We start from the raw sequence: 9,560 nt of genomic DNA, 5'->3' as shown, positions 1-9,560 counted from the left end.
ACCAGTTGATGGCCCGGCCCACCGCCCTCGGCCCGCAGACGCTCGTGACCTCGACGTTCCCGCAGCCGCGAGTCCTCCCGCGCCATCCACCCGGGCGCCAACTCCGCGATGAGCGCGCCGAGTCGACGACGCGAGATGCCAGTGCAGATACGATGCGAGAGAGCCGTACGGGCCAGGTATTGCGTCACAACAACACCAACCCGTGCGGCTCACTCTGCGTTCCGGCTCAGACCGCGATCACTGTCGTACACCACGTCGTTACCTTCAGGGAACCTTGACCGTATGGTGTGGCTCGAATCGAAGGAGCCCCCTGTTGTCGAAAATTAATGATCCCGCAGTGCGTGCGGTTGAATCGGAGCGGGATTATGTGTCCTCCTTATACGAGTTGCTCACCGAACGGCTTTCCGAGGCGCGAGCACACCGAGCGAGTGCGCTGAAGGCCCCGGCGGAAAGCGCCGGTGAGGCATACGAGAGAGAAATCGCCGCCGAGCGTCTGGCCAAGGAAATCGGCCGGCTGGAGGTCGCCGAAAAAGGGCTGGTATTCGGGCGCATCGACTGGACGGACGGCACGGCCCTGCGCATCGGGCGGATCGGACTGCATACGGAGGAGGATGACCTGCCTCTGCTCGTGGACTGGCGCGCGAACGCGGCGCGGCCCTTCTACGAGGCGACACCGGTCCACCCGATGGACCTGCGGCGGCGCCGACACCTGCGCCTCGAGGGGCGAACGGTCATCTCGGTGAGCGACGAACTGCTGGACGGGACCGCCCCGACCGACGAGGACGTCGTGGGGGACGGCCCGTTGACCGAGGCTCTGTCGGCACGGCGTACGGGCAGGATGCACGCGGCCGTCGCGACGCTGCAGGCCGAGCAGGACGAGATCGTCCGCTCCGCCCACCGCGGGGTGACCGTGGTGCAGGGCGGGCCCGGCACCGGCAAGACGGTGGTCGCCCTGCACCGGGCGGCCTATGTCCTGTACGCGTTCCCGCGCGCCGCGGAGGAGGGCGTGCTGGTGGTGGGCCCGAACGCCCGGTTCCTCGACTACATCTCCCAGGTCCTTCCCTCGCTCGGAGAGAACGACGTCGTTCTGGCGACCTGCCGGGAACTGGCCGGAGTGTCCACGGACGCGGTGGACCCGTTCGATACGGCGCGTCTCAAGGGCAGCTCCGACCTCGCCGACGCCTTGGCCGGCCTGTTGCGCGTCCACCAGGCCCCCGCGGGTGACTTCACCGTGCGGGTCGGACAGGAACTGGTTCACCTGTCCGGCGAGGAAGTCGCCACGGCACGCGACGCCGCCGTGGCGGCCGCACCGGGGCACAACCCCGCGCGCCAGGTGTTCAGGGAGCTCTTGACCGACGCCGTCACCGACGCGATGCAACGAGACATGGGCGACCTCCTGGAGCAGATCGACGCCGATGCCGCCAGGATGACGGGCATGGACCTCGACCGGTTCACAGGAGCCGCCCGGCGCCGTGCCGAAGGCGCGGCCGACTCGGGTCCGGTCCACGAGCTGGACCTGGACGCCATCCGAGCCGATCTCCTAGACGACGCCGGCGTCGACCGAGCGGTCGAGGCGTTGTGGCCGCGGCTGGTACCCGGTGACCTCGTGAAGGCGCTCCTGACGAACGCCGGCGCTCTCGCCGAGCGCCTGCCCCGCCTGACCGCGCAGGAGCGTTCCCTTCTGCTGCGCGGTCCGGACGACCCGTGGACCGATGCCGATGTGCCGTTGCTGGACGAGGCGGCGAGCCTGGTCGACGGCCCGCCCGAGCGGACGTACGGGCACGTCGTCGTCGACGAGGCGCAGGAACTGACCGCCATGCAGTGGCGGATGATCGTCCGCCGCTGCCCGGCAAGGGCGATGACGCTGGTGGGTGACTTCGCCCAGGCGGGCCCGGTCGCGACAGCACGCGACTGGAAGGAAGCACTGAGCCCGAACGTCGGGCCGCGGTTCAAACTGCACAACCTGACCGTCAGCTACCGCACCACGCAGGAGATCCTGGAGAGCGTCCGGGACCTGCTCACGCGGATCGCTGCGGACCAGAAGCCCACCCGGTCACTGCGAAGCGGTGAGAGTCCTCGCACCGTGACCACAGCTGCGGACGGGTTGGTCACCGCCGTCGTTCAGGAACTCCGCGCCCAGAGCACCGCGCACCCGGGGGCCCTTCTGGGAGTGATCTGCGCGGACAGCAGGGTGAGCGAGCTGACGGCCCAAGGCATCGCTCACCACGCACGCATCGTGCCGGCGTCCGAAGCACGCGGCCTGGAATTCGACGAGGTCGTCGTCATGAACCCGGAGGAAATCATCACGGCCCGCCCCGGTGGGGAAAGGGACTTGTACGTAGCCCTGACCCGGGCCACCAAGCGCCTCTGCACCATCACCGTCCAGCCCGTCTGACGACTCGGGGCCCGCGTCGTCGCCGCGATCGCGCCCGGCATCACGCGGCCCGGTCCAAGCGGACGACGTTCAGATCCCCTTCGCGCAGCGGGGTGAGGTCGACGTCGAGCTTCGGGTCGTACGCGTCGGGTTCGAGGCCGAGTTCGTGCGTGCTGTACTCGCCGAACCGTTTGATGTGCTCGGTCGGGTACGGCGAGACATGGGCCAGGGCCTCAAGATCACCGCCTTCGTGAGCAGAGAGTTGAACTTCATCGCCTTCTCCTGCTCGACGGGGTCGTTGTCGGCGAGTACGCCCTGGTTGCCGAAGCCGACCCGCCGGGAGAACCGGTTGAACGACTCGACCTTGTTCGTCGCGGCCGATGTCGCGGAAGGCGACGTCCGTGGCGTTCCTGTGCGAGCCGGACCGCAGCCTCTTCAGCAGCGTCGCCGAGGAGACGGCGCCTCGCGCACGGAAGGCGTCGATGTGCACGTACTCGGTGGTCTTGCCGGGCCGGTAGAAGGTCAGGCCCTTCCAGTTCCTGATCCTGGGCATGAGGTCGAAGTGTCCATGTGGGCGCCGTCCGCCGCCACGGCGGTTCCGTCGCCCCGTGCCCGGGAGATGTCGAGGCGGGCGTGCTCGTCGACCAGGTCGGCGACGGCCTCGTTCAGCAGCGCGATCGGGAAGTGCCGGTTCGCCACGTACGACAGCTCATGAAAGGGACTAGTAAATGAAAATGATTATCGATAGCGTGTGCGGGGCGCGAAGCCCGGTCCCTCCCAACCGAGGGTTCTCCGGGCTGCCCCGACGTCTGAACCGCCGGCACGAAAAGGGGAGTTGTGGCTCATCTGCTGATGGTCGAGAGCTGGGTCGGGTCGATGAGCAGACTGCTGCCACGGGCGATCCGGGAGGGCGGGCACGAGTTCACGTTCCTCACCCGCGACCTCCACCACTACCTGCGCGCGGCGCCCGAGGGTGCGGCGCATCCGCTGCTCGGCGCCCGCCATGTGATCACCGCCGACACCAACGACACCGACACCCTGTTGCCGGAGATCGAGCGGCTGCACGCGGTGCTGCGCTTCGACGGCGTGATCACTTCCTGTGACTACTACCTGCCGACTGTGGCGCGGATCGCCGGGCGTCTGGGTCTGCCGGGCTCGACCCCGCAGGCGGTGGAGGACGCCTGCCGCAAGGACGCCACCCGCCGTGTCCTCGCCGACGCCGGGGTGCCCGGGCCGCGCTTCGCCGTGCACGAGGAGTGGGCCGACGTCGCCGGGGCGGCGCGGGAGATCGGCTATCCGCTGGTCGTCAAGCCGGTAGACCTGTGCGCGGGCATGTACGTGCGGCGTGTGGACGACGAGGAGCAACTCGCCGCCGCCGTACGAGTGCTGGCCGACTTCACGGTCAACGCCCGTGGGCAGCGGCGGGAGCCCGCCGTCCTGATCGAGGAGCTGCTGGACGGCCCCGAGGTGAGCGTCGAGACGGTGTCGCACGCGGGCGCGGTCCACGTGGTGGGCGTGACCGACAAGAGCATCGGCGGGGCGCCCGCGTTCATCGAGACCGGGCACATGTTCCCCGCCGCCCTCCCTACCGCCGACACCGGGGCCGCCGCGGAGACCGCCCTCGCCGCGCTCAAGGCGCTCGGCCTGACCGAGGGTGTGGTGGCGCACACCGAGATCAAGCTGACCACCGCCGGTCCGCGCGTGGTCGAGGTCAATCCGCGGCCCGCCGGCAACCGCATCACCGAGCTGGTCCGCCATGTCACCGGCATCGACTTGGCCGCCGCCTTCGTGGAGGTGTCCCTCGGCTGCGAGCCGGACCTGCGGCGCGGCGACACCGGGCTGCGCAGCGCGGCCATCGGCTTCCTCGTGCCGGAGACCTCGGGCACCCTCCACCAGCTGGATGGCGGCCGACTCCGCGATGTACCAGGCGTGTTGGAGGTGCTGCTCGCCGAGCCCGGCAAGCAGGTGAAGGCGGCGGGCAGCAACAACGAGTACCTCGGGCACGTCATGGCGGGCGACGCCGAGGGGCTGGGCGCCCGCGACCACGTCGAGGCTCTGCTCGGCGAGCTGCGGTCCGGGCTGGTGATCCGATGACCGCCGTCAGCGGCACAGCCCGCACAACGACGTTCGAGACGTACGCGTCGTACGACGAGCTCGTGGCGCATGTCCGTGCCGGTGGGCTGGGGCCGGATCCCGCCACGCAGCGGATCGCCGTGGCCTTCACCACCCGGCAGGCGGTACGGCACTGCGGGCGCGGCACCGGCTACCGCAACGAGGTCCTCAGCCTGCGTCTGGCCGGGGCCGTCGGCTCGTGCGCGGTCGAGCCCGGGACACTGCCCGACCGCGTGGTCGAGGAGTGTGTGGGCGCCGACGTAGCCCATCTGCTGGAGCATCCCTTGCTACCGGTGCGCGTGGCCGCGCTGGACGCCTATCTGATGCACCTCGCTGCGCACACTCCGCGCAACGGAGCACGGCCGGTCCCGCTGCCCGCCGGTACGTCGCTGGAGAAGTCCCGGGCCCGGGCGGAGGCCGTCGTCGCGCTGCTCGATCTGCCGCCGGGCGCGACTGTGTTGGTGGTGGGAGTCGTCAACTCCCTGCTGGAGGGGCTGCGTTCGCGTGGGCTGAGCTATGTGCCCTGTGACCTCAAGGGCGGGCTGACCGAGTGGGGCGAGCCGGTCGTCACCGACGCGCCGACCGAGGCCGGGCGCTGCGACGCCCTGCTGGTGTCCGGGATGACGCTGGGCAACGACACGTTCGAGCCGCTGCGGCGGCACGCGCTGGCTCACGACAAGCAGCTGGTGGCGTTCGCCCAGACCGGCAGCGCCGTACTGCCCCGCTTTCTGGGCCATGGGGTGAGCGCGGTGTGCGCCGAGCCGTATCCCTTCTTCTGGCTCGATGGCGGTCCCGGCGCCGTGCACCGCTACGGCGGCCCCGGCCCGAAGGGCGGACGATGACCACGGCGGCCGTACGCCCCCGCGCCCGCCCGGAGCTGCTCGCCCTGCTCGGCCGCACTCCCCTGGTCCGCATCACCGCCGACCTGCCCGGACCGCACCCCGGCTTCTGGGCCAAGCTCGAAGGGCTCGCGGCGGGCGGCATGAAGGCGCGGGCCGCCGTGTCGATGCTGCTGGGCGCCCGTGAGCGCGGCGAACTGCGGTCCGGCGCACCGGTGGTGGAGTCCACCTCGGGCACGCTCGGCATCGGGCTCGCCTTCGCGGGCCAGGCTCTCGGCCATCCCGTCGTGCTGGTCGGCGACAGTGAACTGGAGCCGTCCATGCGGCAGTTGCTGCGCGCGCATGGGGTGCGGCTGGAGATCGTGGACCGCCCTGCGCCCCGGGGCGGCTGGCAGGCCGCGCGGCTGGAGCGGCTGCGGGAGCTGCTCTCCGTGCTGCCCGACGCCTACTGGCCGGACCAGTACAACAACCCGGACAACAGCGCCGGTTACGCCTCCCTGGCCGCCGAGCTCATCGACCGGATCGACCATCTGGACATCCTGGTGTGCAGCGTCGGCACCGGCGGCCACAGCGCGGGAGTCATCGGCCCGCTACGGCGGCGCTGGCCCGCGCTGCGCCTGATCGGCGTCGACTCGACCGGCTCCACCATCTTCGGCCAGCCCGCCCGGCCGAGGTTGATGCGCGGCCTGGGCAGCAGCATCCACCCGCGCAACGTCGCCTACGACGCCTTCCACGAGGTCCACTGGGTCGGCCCGGCCGAGGCCGTGGACAGCTGCCGCCGCCTGGCCCGCGGCAACTTCGTCAGCGGCGGCTGGAGCACCGGCGCCGCCGCCCGCGTCGCCGCCTGGGCCGCCCGCGTCCACCCCGGCGCGGTCGTCGCCACCGTCTTCCCCGACGGCCCGCATCGCTACCTCGGCACCGTCTACGACGACGACTTCGCCGCCGCCCACGGCCTCGACCCGACCACCGCGGCCACCCGGCCCGTCGAGATCCCGTACCCCGGCGCGGCCGAGGCCGCCGGCTGGGTGCGCTGCACCCGTGTCACCGACCCGCTCAAGGCCGTACCCCAGGCCGTGGTACCCCATCCGGAAAGGACCCCGTGAAGGCCGGCCTGCGCACCGTACGCCTCGATCTCGCCGAGCCGCTGCGCATCTCCCGCTCCACCATGACCACCCGCGACGCCGTGTGGCTGACCGTCGAGCACGACGGCGCCAGTGGTCATGGTGAGGCCGTCACCAGCGTCTACTACGGACTCGACGTCGATACCCTGAAACGGCTCCTCACCGTCGCCGGCGCGGAACTCGCCCGCTTCCCCGACCCCGAGAGCGCCCTGGAGGCCCTGCGGGCAGGAGAGTCGGCCGGTGAGGGCACTCCCCCGGCCGTGACCGCCGCCGCCGAGGCCGCGCTGCTCGACCTCGTCGGCAAGCGCGCGGGCCGCCCCGTCCACCGGCTGCTCGGTGCCGCCGCGCCACCGGTCGCGGTCACCGCCCGCACCATCGGCATCACCTCCCTCGCCCATGCGGCGACACAGGCCCGCTGTCTCGCGGCGAGCGGCTTCGAGGTCATCAAGGTCAAGGCGGGAACCCCCGACCCGGAGGACGACGTGGAGCGCGTCCGGGTCATCCGCGACGTCGCGCCCCGGGCCCGGCTCCTGCTCGACCCCAACGGCGCCTGGACGGTGGTGCAGGCCGAGGCGCTGCTGCACCGGTTCGCCGACCTCGGCGTCGAGGCCGTGGAGCAGCCCGTCGCGCCCGGCGACCCGGAAGCGCTGGGCGCACTGGCCGAGCGCTCGCCGCTGCCGGTCATCGCCGACGAGGACGCCGTGGATCTGGAGGACGTACGCCGCCTGGCCGGCCGCGTCCAGGGCGTCAACGTCAAGCTCGCCAAGTGCGGTGGGGCGCATGCGGCCCTGCGCATCGCCGAGGCGATCGCCGGCAGCGGCACGGAGCTGATGCTGGGGTGCCTGACCGCCAGCAGCCTCGGCCTCGCGCCGGCCGTCCACCTCGCCGACCGGGCCCGTTGGGCCGACCTCGACGGACACCTGCTGCTGGCCCACGACCCGTGGACCGGTATCGGCGGCGAGGACGGCGTCGTACGTGCAAGTGACCGTCCCGGCCTGGGAGTTCAGGAGGTGGGCGCGTATGAAGGCGTGGCGTGAGATGCGCCGTTTCCCGCTCGCGGTCCAGCTCCTGCTGGTCAACCAGCTCGGCGTCAACATCGGCTTCTACCTCCTCATCCCCTACCTCGCCACCCACCTCACCGACCACCTGGGCATGTCGGCGGCCGTCGTCGGCATCGTGCTCGGCGTGCGCAACCTCAGCCAGCAGGGGCTGTTCATCATCGGCGGCTCCGCCTCCGACCGGCTCGGCGCGCGCGGCGTCATCATCGCCGGCTGTGCCCTGCGCACCGTCGGGTTCGCCCTGTTCGCGCTCGGCGACAACCTCACCGTGCTGCTCGCCGCGTCCGTCCTCAGCGGGCTTGCCGGGGCGCTGTTCAACCCCGCCGTGCGCACCTACATCGCCCAGGAGGCCACCGAGCGCAAGGCCGAGGCGTTCGCCCTGTTCAACGTGTTCGCCACCGTGGGCGCCCTGATCGGCCCGCTGCTGGGCAGCGCGCTGCTGCTCGTGGACTTCCGCACGTCGGCGCTCACCGCCGCCGGGATCTTCGCCGCCCTCACCGTCGCGCAGGCCCTCGTGCTGCCTGCCCGGGAGGCCGAGCCGAGCACGGGCACGGTCCTCGCGGACTGGCGTGAGGTCCTGGGCGACAAAGCGTTCCTCGCCTTCGCGCTCGCCATGGTCGGCATGTTCACCCTGGAGAACCAGCTGTACCTGCTGCTGCCCGACGGAGCCCGGCAGGCCACCGGCTGGGACGGCGCCGCCGGACTCGTCTTCGTCGTCGGCACCCTCGCCAACCTGGCGCTGCAACTGCGCGTCACCCGTGCCCTCAAGGAGCGGGGGGAGCGGGCGCGCTGGATCGCGACGGGCCTGGGTCTCATGGCCCTGGCGTTCCTGCCGCCCGCCGTGGTGGCCGGAGGGTCCGACGGTCCGGACGGCGCGGTCGACGCGGCGCTGCGCGCCCTGCCCGTACTGATCGGCGCCCTGCTGCTCCACCTCGGAGTGATGATCGCCCAGCCGTTCGTGATGGAACTGATCCCCGGCTTCGGCCGCTCCGAACTCACCGGCACCTACTTCGGCGTCTTCTACGTGGTCTCCGGCATCGCCGCCGCCGTCGGCAACACCGTCGTCGGCTGGGCCATGGACACCGGGGAGCGTGGTGACGCCGCCTGGCTGCCGTGGGCGTGCTGTGCCTTGTTCGGGTTCGCCTCCGCGCTGGGCGTGGCCTGGCTGCACCGGCTCGGGTCGCTGCCGACGCCGTCAAAGCCCGCCGTACCCGCGGGCGGCCTGAGGAGGGACCCGGCATGACGTCCACGACCGCCGCGCACAACCTGCTCACCGACAACCCCGAGCTGTACGAGGCCCGCTTCCCCGACCCCGGCCGACTGGCCGGGCGCTGGACGGAGGACTGCCTCCGGCGGCACGGCGCGGGACCGCACGTGCTCGACCTGGGCTGCGGCACCGGACGCGACGCCGCCCACCTCCACTGCGCCGGCCGCAGCGTGACCGGTGCCGACCTCTCCGAGGCGATGCTCGCCCACGCCCGCACCCACCACCCCGGGCCCGAGTACGTCCGTGCCGACCTGCACGGCTTCGACCTGGGCCAGGGCGTGTTCGACGCCGTCGTGTGCCTGGACAGCGCCCTGCTGTACTGCCACACCAACGACCAGCTCGACGCGTTGTTGAAGTCCTGCCGCCACGCCCTGGCCCCGGGCGGCCTGCTGATCGCGGAGATGCGCAACGGCGCGTACTTCCTCGGCCGCAGCGACCTGCTCGATACGCCCGCCGTCAACTCCTTCTCCTGGCAGGGCACGGCCTACCGGTCCACCACCTCGCTCACCGTGGACCGTACGGCCCAGCTCCTGCGCCGTACGCGCGCGTGGACCGCCGACGACGGGTCGGCGCCGGTCGAGCAGCGTTCCGCGTGGCGGCTGCTGTTCCCTCAGGAGCTGCGTCACCTGCTGGCCGTGCACGGCTTCGAGGTGCTCGAACTCCACGACGGGCCCGGTCCGCGCACCGAGCCGCCATGGCAGAACGGCCGGTTGCCCGGCACCACGACGGACGCGGACCGGCTGCACGTCGTCGCGCGCCTTCACTCCACCCACTGACACCCGCACCTCA

At 71.7% G+C, this 9,560-nt stretch carries 8 protein-coding genes and 1 pseudogene; 7 read left to right on the top strand and 2 right to left on the bottom strand.

The genetic code is table 11. The features are described from left to right. Window positions 1-367 precede the first annotated feature (367 nt). Window positions 368-2,395, top strand: a complete 2,028-nt coding sequence (locus AB0J04_RS12650; protein WP_363168359.1) for an AAA family ATPase — start codon at window positions 368-370, stop codon at window positions 2,393-2,395. 69 nt (window positions 2,396-2,464) lie between these two features. Here the strand turns inward: AB0J04_RS12650 and AB0J04_RS12645 are convergent. Continuing rightward, window positions 2,465-2,698: pseudogene (locus AB0J04_RS12645) on the bottom strand (hypothetical protein); the annotation flags it as partial. Between the two features lie 198 nt (window positions 2,699-2,896). Then, window positions 2,897-3,082, bottom strand: a complete 186-nt coding sequence (locus tag AB0J04_RS12640) for a Tn3 family transposase (RefSeq protein WP_363168358.1) — start codon at window positions 3,080-3,082, stop codon at window positions 2,897-2,899. Window positions 3,083-3,211: 129 nt separating this feature from the next. Here AB0J04_RS12640 and AB0J04_RS12635 point away from each other — a divergent pair, with 129 nt between their 5' ends. Genes AB0J04_RS12635 through AB0J04_RS12610 form a run of 6 tightly spaced genes read left to right on the top strand, consistent with a single transcriptional unit; the run spans window position 3,212 to window position 9,547 of the window. Next, window positions 3,212-4,468 (top strand): ATP-grasp domain-containing protein, encoded by a 1,257-nt coding sequence (locus tag AB0J04_RS12635; RefSeq protein ID WP_363168353.1) that lies wholly within the window; start codon window positions 3,212-3,214, stop codon window positions 4,466-4,468. Further along, on the top strand, window positions 4,465-5,328 hold the full coding sequence (locus tag AB0J04_RS12630; protein ID WP_363168352.1) for a DUF364 domain-containing protein: 864 nt from the start codon (window positions 4,465-4,467) through the stop codon (window positions 5,326-5,328). Before AB0J04_RS12635 ends, AB0J04_RS12630 begins: the two co-directional genes overlap by 4 nt. Then, on the top strand, window positions 5,325-6,428 hold the full coding sequence (locus AB0J04_RS12625; RefSeq protein ID WP_363168351.1) for a pyridoxal-phosphate dependent enzyme: 1,104 nt from the start codon (window positions 5,325-5,327) through the stop codon (window positions 6,426-6,428). The genes AB0J04_RS12630 and AB0J04_RS12625 overlap by 4 nt, the downstream gene beginning before the upstream one ends. After that, window positions 6,425-7,483, top strand: coding sequence for a dipeptide epimerase (locus tag AB0J04_RS12620; RefSeq protein ID WP_363168350.1), 1,059 nt, complete (start codon window positions 6,425-6,427; stop codon window positions 7,481-7,483). The genes AB0J04_RS12625 and AB0J04_RS12620 overlap by 4 nt, the downstream gene beginning before the upstream one ends. Continuing rightward, complete coding sequence (locus tag AB0J04_RS12615; RefSeq protein ID WP_363168349.1) at window positions 7,467-8,747, top strand: MFS transporter; 1,281 nt, start codon at window positions 7,467-7,469, stop codon at window positions 8,745-8,747. Before AB0J04_RS12620 ends, AB0J04_RS12615 begins: the two co-directional genes overlap by 17 nt. Next, the gene (locus tag AB0J04_RS12610; RefSeq protein ID WP_363168348.1) at window positions 8,744-9,547 is read left to right on the top strand and encodes a class I SAM-dependent methyltransferase; all 804 of its coding nucleotides are present in this window, start codon (window positions 8,744-8,746) and stop codon (window positions 9,545-9,547) included. The genes AB0J04_RS12615 and AB0J04_RS12610 overlap by 4 nt, the downstream gene beginning before the upstream one ends. The last annotated feature ends 13 nt before the right edge of the window (window positions 9,548-9,560 follow it).

The sequence above is a fragment of the Streptomyces sp. NPDC050263 genome (assembly GCF_040655955.1).
Lineage (GTDB): Bacteria > Actinomycetota > Actinomycetes > Streptomycetales > Streptomycetaceae > Streptomyces.
Note: the sequence above shows the minus strand (reverse complement) of the source record. Positions and strands in the feature narration are given on the sequence as shown.